Origin of the sequence: Actinomycetospora chlora, from assembly GCF_039542135.1 — a bacterium.
Taxonomy (GTDB): domain Bacteria; phylum Actinomycetota; class Actinomycetes; order Mycobacteriales; family Pseudonocardiaceae; genus Actinomycetospora; species Actinomycetospora chlora.
In genome coordinates this window covers 147,629-165,522 of sequence record NZ_BAABHO010000004.1, presented here as the reverse complement: position 1 = coordinate 165,522, position 17,894 = coordinate 147,629, and the positions used below count along the sequence as shown (strand labels likewise).

Below are 17,894 nucleotides of genomic sequence, written 5' to 3'. Positions count from 1 at the left end.
GGCGCACCCCGCCGGTGTGGACCCTTCTGAGGAGCTTCATGACCAGCGCCTTCGGGCCCGGTGGTCCCGGGTCCGGCCCGTTCGACGACTTCCTCGCCAGCTTCCTGGGGGGAGCGTCCCCGCGAGGCGTCCAGCGCATCGACATCACCCAGCTCATGACCGAGCCGGCCCGCCAGCTCGTGGGTGCCGCCGCCCAGCAGGCCGCGGAGCGCGGCAACAGCGACCTCGACGCGTGGCACCTGCTGCTCGTCGTGACGCAGGTGCCGCCGCTGCGCCAGCTCCTCTCGGGGGCCGGCGCCGACGTGGACGCCCTGCAGCGGACCGCCGACGAGCAGCTGCCCCGCGGTGAGGCGCGCACGGAGCCGCCGTCGCTGACGCCGACCGCCAAGCGCACCCTGCTGGACGCGCACCAGATCTCGCGCGCGCTCGGCTCGAGCTACATCGGCCCCGAGCACATCGTGCTCGCGCTGGCCGCGAACAACGACAGCCCGGTGGGCCGCGCCCTCGGCGGCCAGGGCGTCACCCCGCAGTCGCTGCAGCGTTCCGCCGCCTCCGGTGGCCAGCGTCCCAGCGGCGGGCAGGGCGGTGCCGGCGGCCAGGGCGGCGAGTCCGACACCCCGACCGTCGACCAGTTCGGCGTCGACCTGACCGCCAAGGCGCGGGCCGGCGAGCTGGACCCGGTGGTGGGCCGGGAGGACGAGGTCGACCAGACCATCGAGGTCCTCTCGCGCCGCACCAAGAACAACCCCGTCCTCATCGGCGAGGCGGGCGTCGGCAAGACCGCGGTCGTCGAGGGCATCGCCCAGCGCATCGTGTCCGGCGACGTGCCCGAGCAGCTCGAGGGCAAGCGCATCGTCCAGCTCGACCTGTCGGGCATGGTCGCGGGCACCCGCTACCGCGGTGACTTCGAGGAGCGGATGACCAAGCTGGTCACCGAGGTCCGCGAGCACTCGCAGGAGCTCATCGTCTTCATCGACGAGCTGCACACCATGGTCGGTGCCGGCGGCTCGTCCGAGGGCGGCATGGACGCCGGCAACATCCTCAAGCCGGCCCTGGCCCGCGGCGAGCTGCACATCGTCGGCGCCACGACGCTCGACGAGTACCGCCAGTCCATCGAGAAGGACGCCGCGCTCGAGCGCCGCTTCCAGCCGGTGATGGTGCCCGAGCCGTCGGTCGCGGACACGATCGCGATCCTGCACGGGCTGCGCGACCGGTACGAGGCGCACCACCAGGTGCGGTTCACCGACGAGGCGCTGACCGCGGCGGCCGAGCTCTCCGAGCGCTACGTCACCGACCGGTTCCTGCCCGACAAGGCCATCGACCTCGTCGACCAGGCCGGCGCGCGCAAGCGGCTGCAGGCCAAGGGCCCGCACACCGACTCGCGCGAGCTCGAGCGCAAGCTCGAGTCGCTGACCCGCGACAAGGACCAGGCCGTCGCCGACGAGGACTACGAGCGCGCCGGCGCGCTGCGCGACGAGATCGCGCAGACGCAGGCCGAGCTCGAGCGGGCCCGCACCGACCGCCGGTCGGACCACCCGGCGGTGCTCGAGGTGTCCGTCGAGGACATCGCCGAGATCGTCGCGCGGTCGACCGGCATCCCGGTCAGCCAGCTCACCGAGACCGAGCGGGACCGCCTGCTCAAGCTCGAGGAGGAGCTGCACGAGCGGGTCGTCGGCCAGGACGACGCCGTCGCGGCCGTCGCCGAGGCCGTCCGCCGCTCGCGGGCCGGCCTGGACGACCCGGACCGCCCGATCGGCAGCTTCCTGTTCCTCGGCCCGACCGGCGTCGGCAAGACCGAGCTGGCCAAGGCCCTGGCCGCCACGATGTTCGGCGACGAGGACCGCATGGTCCGCGTCGACATGAGCGAGTACTCCGAGCGGCACACCGTCTCGCGGCTCATCGGGTCGCCCCCCGGCTACGTCGGGTACGGCGAGGCCGGTCAGCTCACCGAGGAGATCCGCCGCCGGCCGTACTCGGTGGTGCTGCTCGACGAGATGGAGAAGGCCCATCCGGACGTCTTCAACACGCTGCTGCAGGTGCTGGACGACGGGCGGCTGACCGACTCGCAGGGCCGCACGGTCGACTTCCGCAACACGGTGCTGATCATGACCAGCAACGTGGGCTCGGAGCTGATCACGACGAACACCCAGGCCCTGGGCTTCGCGCCGTCGAGCGCGAACCCGGACCAGTCCCTGCAGGAGCGGCTGATGCCGCGGCTGCGGGAGTCGTTCCGGCCGGAGTTCCTCAACCGGATCGACGAGGTCATCGTCTTCAAGCGGCTCGACGAGGTCCAGCTGCGCCGGATCACCGACCTGATCCTCGACGAGACGCGCGAGCGCCTCGCCGCGCAGGACGTCGGCTTCGCGATCACCGAGGCCGCCGTGGACCGCCTGGCCGAGCTGGGCTACCAGCCCGAGTTCGGGGCCCGGCCGCTGCGCCGGACCATCCAGCGCCAGGTCGGCAACCGGCTCTCGTCGATGCTGCTCGGCGGCGAGCTGCACGGCGGGCAGACCGCGACGGTCGACGTGGCGGACGGCGAGCTGACGTTCTCCGTCGCCGACAGCCCCGCCGCCACCCCGGTGACCGCGGGCTGAGGCCCGTCCTCGTCCGCAGCGAAGGGCACCCTCGATCGAGGACATCGATCGGGGATGCCCTTCGTTCACGGGGCCGGCCGACGCGCCGTCACCGCGGGAGCTCGGTGAACGCCCGCCAGCCCAGGTACGGCAGGCGCACGTCGTTGAGCTTCTTCACCGAGTTCGCCTGCGGGCTCGGCGACGTGTCGTAGCCGTTGGTCGTCGCGACCCAGCCGCTGCCGAGGCTGATGGCGACGTGGCCGAGGTCCCCCGTACCGCCCCGCCAGAAGACCAGCGCGCCCCGGGGCGGCATCAGCCCGGGATGCAGCGGACCGGCGAGACCCTGTGCCGTCGCCGTGCGGAGTCCCCCACGGATCCCGTTCTTGTGGCCCACCGAGTCGATCGCCAGCCAAGCGAACGCGATGCAGTCTCCGGACCAGTCGCGACGCGGGCCCCAGTTGTCCACCGACAGCGGGAGCGTCTGGGCCCGGCGGACCGTGGCGTCGCTCGGGAAGGTCGCGGTCCGTCCGACCTGCTGCTCGGCCGCGGTCCCCCACAGCGACGCCTGCACCGTCGGCACCTGCGGGCAGAACGGGGTGCGGACCGGGTTGGAGATCCGCTCGGCCTTCACGAAGACGTCGTAGGGGCCGACCTTGACGTTGTACCAACGGCCCCCACGTCCGGCGACGTCCACCCAGCAGACCATCGTCACCGGCGAGTTCCGCGGGATCCTCGTCAGGCCGTAGGCGACGCTCGTGCACACGGGAGCGGAGCCCGGACAGAGGGAGGCCTCCGTGTCGACGGTGGTCACGGGCTGCGCGGCCGAGGCGGACCCCGCCATCACCGCGGCGCCGACGCACACCGACACCACGACCGCGGCCAGGCCCGCGAGCCCCGACCGTAGCGACAGGGCCCTCCGATGAGCGCCGCGTCGACCTGTCCGCACCATGCTGCCTCTTCTCGATCAACCCCGACGCGAGTGATCACCCAGTCGTTCCGCTCGATCCGGGTGTTACCGGGTCGCGACCGAGGCGTGATGTCACCGCGTCGGCTCCGCCCGTTCGGGGCGTGCTCGCCCGCGGCGGCGGGGTACTCGTCCAAGACCCGTCACCCGAGGAGGAACCCGTGAGCGCGTCCGTCGGCGACCGCATCCGCCTGCACGCCAACACCACCGACGTCCCCGACCGGACCGGGACGATCGTGGCCGTGCTCGGTGAGGACGGCCCGCCCTACCGCGTCCGGTTCGACGCCGGCGAGGAGACGATCGTGACGCCCGGCCCGGACGCGACGATCGAGGCTGGGTCGGTCGGCGACAAGGTCGGCCTGGCCGCCGAGGCCGCGGGCGAGAAGGCCTCGGAGATCGCCGGGGAGGTCCGCGAGCAGGCCGAGGGCGCCGCCGGCGCCGCGGCCCGCGCCGTCGCGGACGTCGCCGACTCGGTGGCGCAGCGCTTCCGGCACTGACACCCACACGCACACGACGGCGACCGCCCCCGGTGCGGGGACGGTCGCCGTCGGTGTGTCCGGGATCAGTGTCCGGAGCCCGAGCCGCCGGACGACGTGCTCGAGGAGCCGGACCCTGAGGAGCCCGAGCCCGACGAGCTGCCGTGGCCGGACCCGCTGGTGGTCGACGACGACGTGCCGCTGCCGCCGGTGGTGCCGTTCGTCGTCGCGGTGCCGTGCGGGTCGTGCCCGTCGGCGGGCTGGTCGTGGCCGTCGGCGGGCTGGTCGTGGCCGTCGGCCGGCTGGTCGTGCCCGCCGTGCTCCGGGGTGGCGGGGTGCTGCGGGTCGACGGTCGTGCCGTCGGGCAGCCGGACCGGCGCGCGGCCGGTGGAGCCGTCCGGGTTGGCGACGGTGCCGTCGGTGCGGGTGATCGAGCCGTCGTCGTTGACGCGCTCGCCGGGCTTCGCGTCGTAGCGCGAGGCGAAGTTCCCGTCCCGCTGCCAGACGTCCACGTGCCCGCCGGAGACGATCGTCGCCGTACCGTCGTAGTTCCACACGACCCGCGCGCCGGTGTTCGCCGGGGTGAGGGTGCCGTCGGGGTTGATCGTGAAGCCCGGGACGGTGACCGGGCCGCCGTAGGGCGTGGAGATCGTGCCGGCCGGGACGGTGATCGCGGTGCGCGCCGAGCCGTTCGCGTTCAGCACGGTGCCGTTCGCGAGCACGATCGAGCCGTCGGCGGCGCGGTGGGCGCCCGCCGGGAGGGCGACGGCGGGCTGGCGCACGATGCCGTCGGGGCCGACGACGCGGCCGTCGGAGAGCAGGACGGTGCCGTCGTAGTTGTAGCGGCCGGTCAGCGGGTCGATCGCGCCGGCGATCGGGGTGGAGGACCCGCCGGCCGGGCCCGCGGCGGAACCAGCCGCGCCACCGGCGGCGCCGCACCGGCCACCGGCGTCACGGGGCTGGTCAGCGCGTCGCCGATCGCACCGAGCCCCACACCGATCCCCGCCGCCACGGCGCACGCCACGACGATCGCGGCCACCCGCCGGCGCCCGCTGCGGGCCTCCTCACGCGCGTCGCCGAGGGCCGGCGGCTGCGGCGGGCGGAACGGGGTCGTGGCCGGGCGTTCGGGACCGGGCCCCCAGACCGGGCCGGGCGTCGGGAAACCGACGGGACGGCCGGGCTGCTGGGTGGTGTTCATCGCGGGCTCCTCGGGGTCCGTGCCGGCCGCTGCGGCCGTGCACGGAGGAGCCTGCGCCGCCGCCGCGTCCGCGCCGAGGGCGTGCGCCCTACGACGGGCGGGGGAAAGCCCTACCCGCGCCCCGCCCGCGACCTAGGCTGACCGCCGTGACCGAGCCCTGGGGACAGCCACCACCGGGACCACCGCCGGGACCACCGCCGGAGGGCATGCCGCCGCCTCCCCCACCGCCCCCGGTGGTGCACGAGGAGCACCACCACCACGACGAGCACCACCACGGCGGGTACGGCTACTCGGGCGGCTACAGCGGCGGCTACCGGGGCCGGGACGGGATGGGTCTGCACGACCAGGTGCGCACGCGCTTCGGGCGCGGCATCTCGGTGGGCGACCTGCTGTCGTGGCTGGACTTCCGGGTCACCGAGCTCCACCAGGCCCTGCTCGAGGGCGAGCGCCACCCGTCGCGCGTGCCGGGCTCGCCGGTGCGCATGTCCGGGCTCGACGCGCTGCTCAACACCGACGCGACGGCCTACCGCACCCTCACCGAGCTCGGCGCGCGCATGGACCGCATCGAGGAGAAGCTCGACCGGCTGCTCGCGAAGGAGTAGCCGGTCAGCCCTCGATCTCGCCGCGCCGGTCGCCGCGGCGGACCTCGGTCGGCTTGCGCGACACCGACACGCCGCCCATGAGCGCCAGCCCCGTGATGCGCACGCGCGGGCCGTCGTGACGCCGGGGCGGGCCGGAGCCGTCGTCGAACGCCCCGAGCAGCCCGAAGCCCTCCTCGATCACGGTGGTGTCCTCGTCGACCTTCACGTCGACGCCGCCCATGATCGCGACGGCCTGAACGGTGACCTCGACGCCGGCGGGGATGCCGCGCAGGTCCAGGTCGATCCCGCCCATGATCGCGATGCAGCCGAGCACGAGGCCGGCGTCGTCGAGCCGGGCGTCGCGGAACGCGAGCTCGGCGCCGCCCAGGAACGCGACGACCCGGTGGGTGTGCCCGGGCGTCCAGTCGCCCCGCTTCTGCACGCCCGACAGCACGGCCACCGACGTTGTCGCCGCCGGCCGGTCGAGCTGCCCGAGCGGGCGGGACGCCGGGGCCGCCGACGGGCCGTCCGCGGGCAGCGGCGCGAGGTCGGCCGTGAGGGGTTCGAGGTCGCGCCGGAACCGGGCGGCGTAGACGTCGCGCAGGCGCTCGTCGCCCTCGACCATCGTGAGCCGACCGTCGGTCACGGCCTGCCGCACGACCGCCGCGACGCGCTCGCGCTCGGCGTCCGACGCCCGGATCGGCGGCGGCTCGGGCCGCTGAGGCAGGCGCTCGCCCGCGGCTCCCTGGTCGTCGTCTCCCTGCTGCCCGGGCGCCGGCTCGGTCATGGCCGGGAGGATAGGCCGAGGCCCGGGTCGGCGGCAGCGCGTCCCGGGGCGGCGGGCGCGGCCGGGAGGTCGACGGTGAAGCGGGTCTCGCCGGGCCGGCTGGCGATGTGCAGCGCGCCGCCGTGCTCCCCGACGACGGCCGACACGATGGACAGCCCGAGGCCGGTGCTGCCCGTGGTGCGGGCGCGCCCCGTGTCGCCGCGGGCGAAGCGCTCGGCGACGTGGGGCAGCAGGTCGGGCGGGATGCCGGGTCCGTCGTCGACGACGTCGAGACGCACGAGCGCACGCCCGTCGCCGCCGGTGGCGGCCCGCAGGCCGGTGGTGACGAGCGTGCCCTCGGGCGTGTGCGTGCGGGCGTTGGCCAGCAGGTTCGCGACCACCTGGTGCAGCCGCTCGGGGTCCCCGACCACCTCGAGCGGGGCGTCCTCGTCGTCCTCGTCGTCCTCGACCGTCCCCGGCAGGTCCAGGGACCACCGGTGGCCCGGGGCGGCCACGTGGGCGTCGGTGACGGCGTCGACGACGACCCGGGCGAGGTCGACGCGCTCGCGCGCCAGCGGCCGCCCGGCGTCGAGCCGCGCGAGCAGCAGCAGGTCCTCCACCAGCGCGGTCATCCGCTCGGTCTGCGAGACCGTGCGCTCGAGCAGGCCGGCGACCTCGGGCGGCAGGTCGTCGGCGCGGCGCGTCGCCAGCTCGTTGTAGCCGCGGATCGCGGCCAGCGGGGTGCGCAGCTCGTGGCTGGCGTCGGCCACGAACCGCCGCAGCCGGGTCTCGCTCTCCTGCCGCGCGGCGAGCGCGGCGCCGACGTGCCCGAGCATGCGGTTGAGCGCCGCGCCGACCTGGCCGACCTCGGAGCGGGGGTCGGCGTCGGCGTCGGGGACGCGCTCGGCGAGCTCCACCTCGCCCGACGACAGCGGCAGCTCGGACACCCGTCGGGCCGTCGCCGAGACCCGGTGCAGCGGCCGCAGCGTGCGCCGGGTGGTGAAGGCCGCGGCCGCGCCGGCCAGCACGACGCCCACCCCGAAGATGACGGCCTCGCGCAGCACCAGCTCCCCGACGGTGCTCTCCAGCGCCGCGGTGGACAGGCCCACGACGGTGACGGTGCCGTCGTCGCCCGCGGCGGCGGCGAGCCGGAAGCGGCCCAGGCCGTCGAGGTCGAGGGTGTGCGGGCGCTCCCCCGGCGTCGTCGCGATGGCCGGGGCGACCTGCTCCGGCGCCAGCGGGCGGCTCGTGCCGGGCCGGCCGATGAGCATCGCACGCACGATGCGGCCGTCGTCGACGGTGACCTCGAGGGTGTTCGCGGGCCGGTCCGGCCCGCCGCCGACGAAGCCGCCGCCGGCGTCGGGCGGGGGCGGGCGGCGGTCGGGGTCGCCGTCGGGCGGGTTGCTGCGGAAGCGCGCGACCTCGGTGACCTGGTCGTCGAGCTGGCGGTAGAGGTAGCCGCGCAGCGACAGCGCCGCGCCCGCGCCGACCACGAGAAAGACCACGGTGAGCAGGAGCACCGTCGACACCACGAGACGGGTCTGCAGCGACCGGGGGCGGGTCATCCCGCCGCCGGCTTGAGCACGTACCCGGCGCCGCGCACGGTGTGGATCATCGGGGTGCGGCCCGCGTCGACCTTCTTGCGCAGGTAGGAGATGTAGAGCTCGACGATGTTCGACTGGCCGCCGAAGTCGTAGTTCCACACGCGGTCGAGGATCTGGGCCTTCGACAGCACGCGCCGCGGGTTGCGCATGAGGAACCGCAGCAGCTCGAACTCCGTGGCCGTGAGCTCCACCGGCGCGCCGCCGCGGGCGACCTCGTGGCTGTCCTCGTCCAGCGTCAGGTCGCCGACGGCCAGCGTCGCGTCGCCGCGCACCACCGTGGCCACGGCCGCGCGCCGCAGCAGCCCGCGCAGGCGGGCCACGACCTCCTCGAGGCTGAACGGCTTCGTCACGTAGTCGTCGCCGCCGGCGGTGATGCCCGCGACGCGGTCCTCGACGGCGTCCCGGGCGGTCAGGAACAGCACCGGCACGTCGGGGAGCTCGGCACGCAGGCGGCGCAGGACCTCGAACCCGTCGATGTCGGGCAGCATCACGTCCAGCACCACGACGTCGGGGCGGAACTCCCGGCCCTGGCGCACCGCGCCGAGCCCGTCGCCCGCGCTGCGCACGTCCCAGCCCTCGTAGCGCAGGGCCATCGCGAGCAGCTCGGCGAGCGTGGGCTCGTCGTCGACGACCAGAGCGCGCACCGGCGTCCCGTCCGGTCGCCGCAGGTCGGCGCGCGTGGCGGCGTTCATCGGTCGAGCTCCCCTATCGGCGTGCTCCCCCGGATGCTGCGTCTCCCGGCGTTCACGGCACCCAGCGTGGCACCCGCCCGTCGGGCGTTGCTGGGTGCTTCCTGTGTGCCCGCTGTGCGCGACCGGCGACCGTGCCCCGACGTCCGGTCACGGACCGTCCCGAACCGCGGGCCGGGGGTCACGCGTTGGTGGAGCCGGGGGCGGACGTCGGCCGACCGGCGCACCCCGTCCCGACGGACGGAGGACCGCATGACCGATGCCCGCGGGGCACCGGCCCGGGTCACGCGTCGCACCTTCCTGGGCGGCGCGGCCGCGCTGACGAGCACGGCGATCGTGCTCGGCGCGCCGTGGGTGGCGGCCGCGGACGCCGTCGAGCCCACCGTCCCGCCGCTGTTCACCCTCGGCGTGGCCTCCGGCGACCCGACGCCCGACGGCGTCGTGCTCTGGACCCGGCTGGCGCCGGACCCCGTCGCCCTCGACGGGCGCGGCGGCATGGGCAAACGGCCGGTGCTCGTCGGGTGGCAGGTCGCCGAGGACCCGGGTTTCCGGCGGGTGGTGGCCGGCGGCACCGTCGTCGCCCGGGCCGAGGACGCCCACTCGGTGCACGTCGAGGTCGCGGGCCTGCGCCCGGCGGCCGACCACTGGTACCGCTTCCGCGCGGGACCGCAGTTCAGCCCGGTCGGGCGGACGCGGACGGCCCCGGCGCCGGGCGCACGCGTCGACCGGTTCGCGCTGGCGATCGCGAGCTGCCAGAGCCTGCCCGACGGCTACTACAACGCCTACGCCGCGATGGTGCGCGACGACGACCTGGACCTCGTCGCGTGGCTCGGCGACTACATCTACGAGAGCGCGGCGACCGGCATCCCGGGGCGGGGTCACCTGCCGGCCCGCGAGACCTGGTCGCTCGCCGACTACCGCGTCCGGCACGGGCAGTACCGCACCGACCCGGACCTGCAGGCCGCGCACGCCGCCTACGCGTGGGCGATCACGCTCGACGACCACGACGTCGAGAACAACTGGGCCGGCGACGTCTCGCAGGTCGACGACGAGCCCGACCAGGACCCGGCCGTGTTCCGCGCCCGGCGTGCCGGGGCGTTCCGCGCGTTCTGGGAGCACATGCCGCTGCGGTGGGCGCAGCGCCCGCAAGGCTCCGCGATGCTCGTGCACCGGCGGCTGACGTTCGGCGACCTGCTCGACGTGCACCTGCTCGACACCCGCCAGTACCGCAGCGACCAGGACGCCCCGCACGCCGGCGACCCGTCCCGCACGATCCTGGGTGCCGCCCAGCGGGCGTGGCTGTGGGGCGGGCTCGCCGGGCCGACGGCGCGCTGGAACGTGCTCGCCCAGCAGGTGTTCTTCTCTCCGCGCGACCTCGACCCCGGCCCGGCCGTCGACATCGACGACGACTCCTGGGACGACTACGCCGCCGAGCGCGACGCCCTGCGCGACCACCTCGTCGTCGCGCGCACGGCGAACCCGGTGATCGTCACCGGCGACGTGCACGCCCACCACGCCTGCGACGTGCACGCCGACCCCCGCGACCTCGCGTCGCCGGTGGTCGCGACCGAGCTGGTGACGACGTCGATCAGCTCGGGCGGCGACGGCGGGGAGCACGCGCCGGGCGACGACGCGATGCTCGCCGCGAACCCGCACATCCGCTTCGTCGACCGGCGCCGCGGCTACGTGCGCAACACCGTCACCCCGGCCGGGTGGCAGGCGGACTTCCGGATCGTCGACGAGGTCAGCACCCGCGGCGCCCCGGCCCGCACCGCCCAGACCGTCGACATCCCCGTACGTGAGCAGTTGCGGCCCCTATAGAGGCCGCAAGTACTCACGGAGGGGTGCCGTGACCGCGTGGCTGCCGCCGATCCAGCCGGGCAGGTGGAGCATCTTGACGCCCGGGCCGCCGGCGACGACCGGGGCGATCTCGCGGGCCACCGCCAGGTCGTCGCGGCCGGTGCGGGCCCGCAGGGCGGCGTCGCCGCGCTCGTGCAGCACCCGGACCGGGTCGCCGACGGTCGTCGCCAGCCGCGCCGCGACCTCGGGCGGGAGCACGAGCACCTGGGTCAGGTCGGCGCCGCGCTCGAGCCGGCCCGCGGCGAGGACGGCACCGGCCAGGGCGTCGGCGAGGGGCGCCAGGACCGCGTCCGGGTCGGTGAGGTCCTCGCGCGGCAGCACCTCGGCCGTGCCGCCGACCGGGACGACGGTGACGGCGTCGGCCGGGCTGTCGGGCGCCCCGCGTCGGGCGGCGAGCGTGCCCCACGGACCGTCCGGGTCCTCGGCCAGGCAGCACGTGTAGCGGGCGGGCTGGGCCGTCGTCGCCATCGTGGTCTCGCCGGGCCGGACACCGCCCGCGTCCGCGAGCGCCAGGGCCAGCGCCCGGCCGACCGCGCCGTTCGCGTGCGGGCCGGGCCCGAGCAGCCCGGTGCCGTGGGACAGGCCGAGCCGGACGCCGACGGGCCCGGCCACGATCAGCGCGACCGCCGCCGTGCCCGTCGTGGTGGCCACGCCGAGCAGGTTGAGGTCGGGTGCGAGGCACGCCCGCGCCGCGGCGAGCACCACCGGCAGCGCCCCCGGCGGGGCGCCGGCCCGCACGCAGGCGGTGGCGACACCCCGCGCGGTGAGCTCCCCGAACAGCGGCGGCACCGTGCCCAGGACGGCGTCCGGGTCGGCGACGTCGCCCAGCATCGCCGCGACCCGTGCCGGGGTCGGGTCCACGGCCGGGAGGCCGTCGCTCACGGCACCACGCGCGAGACCAGCGCCGTCCCGCCGAACGACGGGATCCACGCCGAGTGCTTCCCGGCCCCGCCCGCGACGGCGACGTGCAGGTTCTCCGGCGCGTCGCTGACCGTGTAGGCGTCCCCGTCGGGCTCGACGCCCCACTCGACGAACTGCCGCCGGTTGCCGGGCGAGACGTGCTCGACCGGGATGCGGGCGTGCTCCCAGAGGTGTGCCCGGACCGAGTCCGGGGTCCAGCCGTCGCGGTGCAGCGTCGCGGCGTGCTCCGGGCCGAGCAGCAGCAGGTGCGGGCCGCGCACGTAGACGTTGTTGGACCCCGGCTGGGCCATCGTCCCGGCCACGGTCAGGAGGATCTCGGCACCGGTGGTGCTGCCGTGGTCGTTGACGTTGTGCGGCGGCTCCGCGGCCATGACGGACACGACGCCCGCGTCCGGGGCGAACCCTCGGCGCACCGCCAGCGGCTCCCACGGCGACTCGTCGGACTCCGCGAAGCAGAACGTGTACTTGGCGGGCGAGCCCTGGGTCGCACGGTCGAGCACCCCGGGCGTGGCCCCGCCGACGTGCAGCAGCACCAGCGAGAGCGCCCGCCCGATGACGGCGTTGGCGCGGGTGCCCTGGCCCAGGCAGTTGCCGCTGGCGTTGAGCCCGAGGGCGTCCCGGACCGGGCCCGACACCAGCACCATCGGCGCGCACGGATGGGTCGTGGCCAGCGAGCCGTGCAGGTTGTAGGCCTCGTCCTGCACGGCGGCGAGCGCCGCGAGCAGCACCGGGAGGTCCGCCGGGCGGCACCCGGCCATGACGGCGTTGGCCGCGATCGAGCGCAGGGTCGGCGTGACGCCGCGCGGCGGCAGCGGGCCGAGGTCGGGCACCACGGCGGGTGCCGCGGCCAGCATCGTCGCCACCCGCTCCTCGGTCGGCGGGACCGTCGGCAGCCCGTCGCCCCACCCGCGCTCCTCGCAGGCGGCGATCCAGTCCCAGGCGTCGTCCACGCCCGGGAGGTCGAGGACGTCACCCACGGATCTCTCCCATCGATCGCAGCTCGGCGACCACGCCGGCGTAGGCCGCGTCGGCCCGGCCGGCGAGCTCGTCCGCCGACAGCCCGCCCACCGGGTGGTCGACGACGACCAGCCGCGGGTCGGCCCGGCGGGCCGTCGCCTGGGCCGTCACGAGCGGCAGGAACGACGCCGTGACCACGAGGATCGAGCGCACGCCGCGGCGCTCGAGCTCGAGCGAGTCGTGGAGACTCCACGACGAGCAGGAGCCTCAATCGCCGATGGCGACGACGGCCAGCCGGTACTGCGCCGCGAGGTGGTCGAGCAGCGCCGGGTCGGCGCCGACCGCGGCGCTCGGCTTGGCCTCGAGGCCGTTGGGTCCGAGCCCGTGCTCGTCGGCCAGGCGGCGGCCGATGGCGTCGAGGATGTCGTGGGCGCCGGGCTTGGAGTTGGACAGGCCGCACAGGGCGCCGGCCGGGGCGTCTCCCGCCGCAGCGACGGCGGCGAGGGTGTCGGCCGTGGTTCCCGACGTCGGGTCGACGATCCGCATCAGGCCTCCTCGAGGTGCGCGACGACGGCGAGGCCGGCGCGCCGGCCGTCCGCCGCGGCGGTGAGCAGGGACCGCGGCCCGCCGGTGACGTCGCCGGCCGACCAGACCGGGACGCCGGCGGGCAGCCCGTCGAGCAGCGCGGACCGCGGCTCGGCGTGGGTGTAGACGAAGACGCCGGAGGCGTCGAGGACCTCGCCGTCGGTCAGGTGGACGGCACCGAGGGTGCCGTCGCCGGAGAGGGCGGCGACGCCGGCGCGGCGCACGTCGACGGCGTCGTCCAGCCGGCGGCCCAGCGACGCCGGCCACGCCGGCGCGGTGCTGACCAGCGTCACCTGCTTCGCGATCCCGGCGAGCTCGAGCGCCTCGTACGCGGTCCACTCGTCGTCGCCGACGACCACGACCTCCCGTCCGGCGTGGAGCGGCCCGTCGCAGGTGGCGCAGTGCGAGACCCCGCGGCCCTCCCAGGCGTCGGCGTCGGGGACGTCGAGCCGGCCGGGGGTGCAGCCCGTGGCGACGACGACCGCCCGCGCGGTCGCCGGCCCGTCGGCGGCCTCGACGGTCACCACCTCGGTCCCCGGCCCGGCGCCCAGGCCGGTGACCTCGCCGTAGGCGATCTCGACGCCGCGGTCGACGACGTCGGTGAGCAGCGCGCCCATGAGGTCGGGCCCGGTGGTCGCCGGCCCCGGCCAGTCGGCGAGCGTGCCCAGGTTGATCAGCTGCCCGCCGGGGGCGAGCGCGTCGTGGGCGACGACGCGCAGCCCGCGGTCCGCGCACGCCCGGGCGGCGGTGAGGCCGGCGATGCCGGCCCCGATCACCACGACGTCCCACATCATGGTCGAGCTCCGCTGCGCTCCGTCTCCCGATCGGTCACTGCGACCCCTCCTCGATCCGCCGGCTCACCGGCACGCCCTGGACGTGGTTCTGCACGAAGCCGCGCGACTGGTTCCGGCTCGGGTTGCCGGCGAGCACGATCCCGATGTCGGCCGCGCGGGGCACCATCGGCACGAGGCGGTCGGGGTCGTGCCCGGCGTAGCGCTCGTCGAGCTCGCCGGCCGCCACCATCGCGTCGAGGTCGAAGCTCGTCGACCCGACGTTCCACGCGCACGCCTGCAGCTGGCGCACGGGGACCCGCATGTGGTCGCCGAGGTGGGCGCGCAGCGCGTCCTTGTCGACGCCGAATCCCGCCAGCGCCCGGGCCACGGCGGGCCCGAGCACGAGCAGCGGGTGGAACGCGCCGAACTCGAGGCCGGTGTAGGCCCAGGGCCCGATGGCGTTGCCGAAGATCGTCGTCAGGGCCTCGAGGTGGTCGGCGGCCGACTCGCCGCCGGAGTAGATCGGCGCGCTGACGGCGACGACGCTCTGCACGGTGACGACGCTGTCGGCGTCGCCGAAGCCGCGGTCGGCGCGGAAGGACGGCCAGCCCAGGGCCCGCACGGCGGCGTCGTCCTCGGCCAGGGCGACGTGGAACGTCGACGCGATCGCGCCCTGGTCGGTCTCGCCCGGCGGGATGCGCAGGCCGGCAACGTTGCGCAGGTAGAGCCGCAGGAAGCGCCCGACCGCGGTGTTCGCCCGGCGCCCGACGCGCAGCGCGCCGGTGCCGCTGTGGAACCCGAGCCGCTCGACCACCGGCCCCGACAGCACCACGAGCGGCTCCCACCCGGGCGTCGACCCGGCGTCCTGCACCCGGAAGACGGGGTCCGCGACGCACTCGACCACCGCGAGCAGCACGGGCATGTCCTGCGGACGGCACCCGGCCATGACCCCGTTGACCGCGACGCTGCGCACGGTGGCCGCGCGCAGGTCGGGCGCGAGCTCGCCGAGCGAGGAGTCGGGGTCGCGGCGGGTGTGGGCGAGGAACGCCGCGACCCGCTCCGGGGTCGGCGGCACGATCGGCAGGCCGTCGGTCCACCCGCGGACCTCGAAGTGTTCGGTGACCGCGTCGAGGTCGCCGCGGGCGACGATCGCCGTGGGCTCGTGCTCGTCGGCCTCCGCCTCCGCCTCGACCGGGCCGGCGCCCGCCACCAGCGCGTCCACCACCGCCGGCGCGACCTGCTCGCGCATCTTCGCCCGGAACACCTCGGTCGGGTCGGTGAGGATCACGCCGGGGTAGCTGACGATCGGCACGTGCCCGACGCCCAGGGACGCCCCGACGGCACGACCCATGCCCTCGAACCCCGCGCCGCCGATGGCCACGGCCGGGACCCCGGCGCGCTCGGCGGTGGCCGCTGCCCGCATCACGGCAGGCATGCAGGAGCCTCAAGCCCCGACCGCGGCGACCACGAGGTCGACGCGGTGGGCGCGCAGCAGCTCGGGCAGGGCGTCGAGGACGCGGCGCTCCTCGGCGGCCGAGGCGTGGAAGTTGCCGAACTCCTCCCAGCCGACGAACGCCACGTCGCCGTGGCGCTCCGTCGCCACCTCGGAGATGACCTCGAACATCTCCGGCCCGCGGAAGAGCTCGTCCCACAGGTAGGCCACGCGCCGGCCCGCCAACGACGACGGGCGCTCGTGCGCGGCGACGTCGCCGACGGCCCGCGGGCCCAGCGGCCCCAGGACCTCGTAGTGCGGCTCGCTCACGGTGCTCCCTACTCGTCGGCGGTGATCACGCGACCGGCCCGGTCGCGCAGGAACAGGGCGGCGACGGTGACGATCGCGGCGCCGACGACGGCGATGCCGACCGCGATGCCGTAGCCCGCGCTGGTGGCGATGGCGCCGCCGATGATCGTCCCGATGCCCGACAGGCCACGGCCGATGTTGTAGGCCGACGCCGACCCGAGCGAGCGGATGCGGGTCGGGAACAGCTCGCCGAACCAGACACCGAAGATGCCGAAGTAGCCGAGGAACAGGCTCGAGGCGAGGTAGAGCCAGACGAAGTTGCCGAGCCCGGTGCCGCCGAGGGCGAGCAGGAGCATCACCGCGAACGTGACGGTCTGCAGCGCGGCGAAGGCGACGAACACCGGCCGGCGGCCCCAGCGGTCGGACAGCCAGCCCGCGAGGACGAAGCCGACGAACGAGATCGCCGAGGCGACGTAGAGCACGAGGCTCGCGCTGCCGGCGTCGAAGCCCAGGTCGCTCTTGAGCATCGAGGGCATCCAGGCCGTCGCCGTGTAGGGCACCCACTGGGCGCCGAACGCGACGACCAGCCCGACGAGCACGATCGGCAGCGAGTCGCGGGCCACGAGCTGGCGCCACGTCGAGCGGGTGGCCTTGGCCGCCGTGGCCTCGGTGAGCAGGCCGGCCGCCCGGCGGGCCTGCAGCTCCTCCCACTGGCGCGACTCGCGGCACGCGTAGCGGATCCACACGCAGGCCAGGGCGGGCAGGACGCCGACGAGGAACGCCCAGCGCCAGTCGACCACCAGCTGCGCGACGAGCACCGCCAGCGCGTACGCCGGCCACAGGGACGCCTGCACCAGCCCGCCGCCGAGGCCGCGGCGCTTCGGCGCCCAGGCCTCGTTGAGCCACGCGAACCCGACGGCCCACTCGCCGCCGGTGCCGACGCCGGCGAGGACGCGCAGCACGAGGAAGACCGCGAAGTTCGGCGCGAGGAAGACCAGACCGGTGGCGACCGAGTAGATGAGGATCGACCAGATCAGCGTGCGGCGGCGCCCGTAGCGGTCGCCCAGCCAGCCGAAGAGCACACCGCCGATCGCCGACCCGACCAGCTGGCCCGCGATCGCCACCCCGAACACGCCGGCCGAGACGCCGTAGAACCGCATGATCGCGCCCGCCAGCAGCGTCGGGAGCATGAAGTCGAAGTACTCCATGCCCCAGCCCAGGCAGGCCGCGCCGAGGATCCGGCGGCGCTCCCCCGGCGTGTAGTCCGGCGGCGCGACGGTCGCGGTCCCGGTGGCCGCGTCCGGGCGTCCCTGCTCGGTCGTCATGGCTCCTCCACGCGACCGTGCGTCGTCACGCGGTCACGCGGCGGAGGTTAGGTGGGTCACAGGATCGAAGTCCAGAGAAGATTGGATACGATCTCGGCTACGCGTGGGGCGGGAGACCGAGCGCCGCGTGGAGGTCGGCCACCGTCACCTCGCGGTGCGCGTCCATCAGCGCGACCACCGCGGCGTTGTCCCCGCGGCGCAGCGCAGTGATCATCTTGCGGTGCTCGCGCACCACACGCGCACGGCCGGCGGAGTCGTAGAGGTGCACCGTGCGGTAGGGCTCGCTGCGCCGCCAGAGCCGGTCGATCTCGGCGACCACGAGGTCCAGGCCCGACAGCCGGAACATCGCGAAGTGGAACGCCACGTTGGCCGCGACGATGCCGGCGACGTCGACCCGGTCGACCTGCTCGGTGATCGCCTCGTTGAGGGCGGTGAGCTCGCGCAGCTGGTCGGCCGTCAGCCGCGGGAGGGCCCGCAGCACCTCGGTCTCCAGGGCCCGGCGCATGAGGTAGACCTGCGCGAGCTCGTCGGCGTTGAGCCGGGCCACGGCGTAGCCGACGTGCGGCTCGTGGCGCATGACGCCCTCGGCCTCGAGGGTCTTGAGCGCCTCGCGGACCGGGATGCGGCTGACCCCGAGCCGGGCGGCGAGGGTCTCCTGGCGCACCTGCTGGCCGGGCACGAGCTCGCGCGAGCGGAGCATCCCGCGAATCTCCTCGACCGCGCGCTGGACGCTCGTCGCCCGGCGCGCGGGCTCGACCTCGGTCCCGGTCACGGTGCACCACCCCCTGGGCCTCGAGCCTACTGGGCGGCGACTCGTCGTCATTGGATACAGGATGATGTCCGATCGGTTGTGCGTCGCCGACCCGGCGACCTACCGTCGA

At 75.5% G+C, this 17,894-nt stretch carries 17 protein-coding genes; 4 read left to right on the top strand and 13 right to left on the bottom strand.

Going from position 1 to position 17,894, the window contains the following annotated elements:
* Window positions 1-38 precede the first annotated feature (38 nt).
* Window positions 39-2,594: an ATP-dependent Clp protease ATP-binding subunit gene (locus ABD994_RS04095; RefSeq protein WP_345411137.1), complete on the top strand. Its 2,556-nt coding sequence runs from the start codon at window positions 39-41 to the stop codon at window positions 2,592-2,594.
* Window positions 2,595-2,682: 88 nt separating this feature from the next.
* On the opposite strand, the gene ABD994_RS04090 is transcribed toward ABD994_RS04095, so the two are convergent.
* Entirely contained in the window at window positions 2,683-3,336 is a 654-nt protein-coding gene (locus ABD994_RS04090) for a hypothetical protein (RefSeq protein WP_345411136.1), read from the bottom strand.
* A gap of 362 nt (window positions 3,337-3,698) precedes the next feature.
* On the opposite strand from ABD994_RS04090, the gene ABD994_RS04085 reads away from it, so the two are divergent.
* Window positions 3,699-4,034 (top strand): DUF1918 domain-containing protein, encoded by a 336-nt coding sequence (locus ABD994_RS04085; RefSeq protein WP_345411135.1) that lies wholly within the window; start codon window positions 3,699-3,701, stop codon window positions 4,032-4,034.
* A 65-nt stretch (window positions 4,035-4,099) separates the two neighbouring features.
* Here ABD994_RS04085 and ABD994_RS04080 read toward each other — a convergent pair whose 3' ends face one another.
* Window positions 4,100-4,795 (bottom strand): sortase family protein, encoded by a 696-nt coding sequence (locus tag ABD994_RS04080; RefSeq protein WP_345411134.1) that lies wholly within the window; start codon window positions 4,793-4,795, stop codon window positions 4,100-4,102.
* A 68-nt stretch (window positions 4,796-4,863) separates the two neighbouring features.
* Window positions 4,864-5,211: a hypothetical protein gene (locus ABD994_RS04075; RefSeq protein ID WP_345411133.1), complete on the bottom strand. Its 348-nt coding sequence runs from the start codon at window positions 5,209-5,211 to the stop codon at window positions 4,864-4,866.
* 146 nt (window positions 5,212-5,357) lie between these two features.
* Between ABD994_RS04075 and ABD994_RS04070 the strand changes: the two genes are divergently transcribed.
* Window positions 5,358-5,813, top strand: coding sequence for a hypothetical protein (locus ABD994_RS04070; RefSeq protein WP_345411131.1), 456 nt, complete (start codon window positions 5,358-5,360; stop codon window positions 5,811-5,813).
* A gap of 4 nt (window positions 5,814-5,817) precedes the next feature.
* On the opposite strand, the gene ABD994_RS04065 is transcribed toward ABD994_RS04070, so the two are convergent.
* The 3 genes from ABD994_RS04065 to ABD994_RS04055 are packed head-to-tail and all read right to left on the bottom strand — an operon-like array spanning window position 5,818 to window position 8,854.
* Window positions 5,818-6,579 (bottom strand): DUF1707 SHOCT-like domain-containing protein, encoded by a 762-nt coding sequence (locus tag ABD994_RS04065; RefSeq protein ID WP_345411130.1) that lies wholly within the window; start codon window positions 6,577-6,579, stop codon window positions 5,818-5,820.
* Window positions 6,576-8,123 (bottom strand): sensor histidine kinase, encoded by a 1,548-nt coding sequence (locus ABD994_RS04060; RefSeq protein ID WP_345411129.1) that lies wholly within the window; start codon window positions 8,121-8,123, stop codon window positions 6,576-6,578. The genes ABD994_RS04065 and ABD994_RS04060 overlap by 4 nt, the downstream gene beginning before the upstream one ends.
* Window positions 8,120-8,854: a response regulator transcription factor gene (locus ABD994_RS04055; protein WP_345411128.1), complete on the bottom strand. Its 735-nt coding sequence runs from the start codon at window positions 8,852-8,854 to the stop codon at window positions 8,120-8,122. The genes ABD994_RS04060 and ABD994_RS04055 overlap by 4 nt, the downstream gene beginning before the upstream one ends.
* Before the next feature lie 249 nt (window positions 8,855-9,103).
* Between ABD994_RS04055 and ABD994_RS04050 the strand changes: the two genes are divergently transcribed.
* Window positions 9,104-10,672 carry an alkaline phosphatase D family protein gene (locus ABD994_RS04050; protein WP_345411127.1) on the top strand — a complete coding sequence of 523 codons (1,569 nt, stop codon included), beginning with the start codon at window positions 9,104-9,106 and terminating at the stop codon, window positions 10,670-10,672.
* On the opposite strand, the gene ABD994_RS04045 is transcribed toward ABD994_RS04050, so the two are convergent.
* The 7 genes from ABD994_RS04045 to ABD994_RS04005 form a co-directional block, all read right to left on the bottom strand.
* Window positions 10,667-11,593: a hypothetical protein gene (locus ABD994_RS04045; protein ID WP_345411126.1), complete on the bottom strand. Its 927-nt coding sequence runs from the start codon at window positions 11,591-11,593 to the stop codon at window positions 10,667-10,669. The two genes, ABD994_RS04050 and ABD994_RS04045, sit on opposite strands and share 6 nt — an antisense overlap.
* The gene (locus ABD994_RS04040; protein WP_345411125.1) at window positions 11,590-12,609 is read right to left on the bottom strand and encodes a hypothetical protein; all 1,020 of its coding nucleotides are present in this window, start codon (window positions 12,607-12,609) and stop codon (window positions 11,590-11,592) included. Before ABD994_RS04040 ends, ABD994_RS04045 begins: the two co-directional genes overlap by 4 nt.
* Window positions 12,602-13,135, bottom strand: a complete 534-nt coding sequence (locus ABD994_RS31635) for a UGSC family (seleno)protein (RefSeq protein WP_425550013.1) — start codon at window positions 13,133-13,135, stop codon at window positions 12,602-12,604. The genes ABD994_RS04040 and ABD994_RS31635 overlap by 8 nt, the downstream gene beginning before the upstream one ends.
* Window positions 13,135-13,968: an NAD(P)/FAD-dependent oxidoreductase gene (locus tag ABD994_RS04025; protein ID WP_345411122.1), complete on the bottom strand. Its 834-nt coding sequence runs from the start codon at window positions 13,966-13,968 to the stop codon at window positions 13,135-13,137. The genes ABD994_RS31635 and ABD994_RS04025 overlap by 1 nt, the downstream gene beginning before the upstream one ends.
* A 34-nt stretch (window positions 13,969-14,002) precedes the next feature.
* Window positions 14,003-15,709 carry a UGSC family (seleno)protein gene (locus ABD994_RS04020; RefSeq protein ID WP_425550012.1) on the bottom strand — a complete coding sequence of 569 codons (1,707 nt, stop codon included), beginning with the start codon at window positions 15,707-15,709 and terminating at the stop codon, window positions 14,003-14,005.
* Window positions 15,710-15,717: 8 nt separating this feature from the next.
* The gene (locus ABD994_RS04010) at window positions 15,718-17,013 is read right to left on the bottom strand and encodes an MFS transporter (protein ID WP_345411119.1); all 1,296 of its coding nucleotides are present in this window, start codon (window positions 17,011-17,013) and stop codon (window positions 15,718-15,720) included.
* Between the two features lie 97 nt (window positions 17,014-17,110).
* Window positions 17,111-17,785, bottom strand: coding sequence for a GntR family transcriptional regulator (locus tag ABD994_RS04005; RefSeq protein ID WP_345411117.1), 675 nt, complete (start codon window positions 17,783-17,785; stop codon window positions 17,111-17,113).
* Between the last annotated feature and the right edge of the window lie 109 nt (window positions 17,786-17,894).